The organism is Vibrio sp. 1069, from assembly GCF_033340555.1.
This window is the reverse complement of record NZ_JAWOWP010000717.1, coordinates 1-571: the sequence shown is the minus strand read 5'-3', so window position 1 is coordinate 571 and position 571 is coordinate 1. Positions and strand designations below refer to the sequence as shown.

The window sequence follows — 571 nt, the reverse complement described above, 5'->3', positions numbered from 1 at the left end:
CCATGACGAATCGACAAGTAGTACGGGTCATTCACTTCTGCTTCTTGTTTGTAATTGTACAAGGCCAAAAAGTGATGTTTTTGCTTGGCTTCTTTGGTGGCTTTCTTCGAACTGCTGGTGCGGTACTCCAGCTTTTCTGCGATTTCTAAAATGCGGCGTTTGGTTTCTTCTTTAACGCTCAACGTCGGATCGTCATTCAAAACTCGCGATACAGTTGCAAGTGAGACGCCCGCTTCAGTGGCGATATCTTTTAGTGTTGCCATGTACATTTCCCGTTGGCATTGCTCACAGTCCAAGTGAGAACTCAATAATCTGGCTATTGTAAACAGCTACTTAGGGATGCACAAACTTTTAGTAAAATCGTGCGATCCACGAAAGAGAGCGGTATCTGCTCGACTCATCTTCACTGCTCATCATCTTCCTGGTTTAATTTAACTAAAGTCAGTATCTAAAATAAGGCTTTTGTGTAATTTTGTGGAAACGTTTACACAATTTGAATTCGATCACGGATCTGGATCGAGATTGGTTGCTAGACTTTTAGCCAGTTAAGAAATGGGCGTTCCGATTCGAT

General features: G+C 42.4%; 1 protein-coding gene. It reads right to left on the bottom strand.

Going from position 1 to position 571, the window contains the following annotated elements; genetic code table 11:
- The coding region (locus R7040_RS28645; protein WP_318097916.1) for a LacI family DNA-binding transcriptional regulator at positions 1-263 on the bottom strand (263 nt) is incomplete at its 3' end.
- Positions 264-571: the final 308 nt, after the last annotated feature.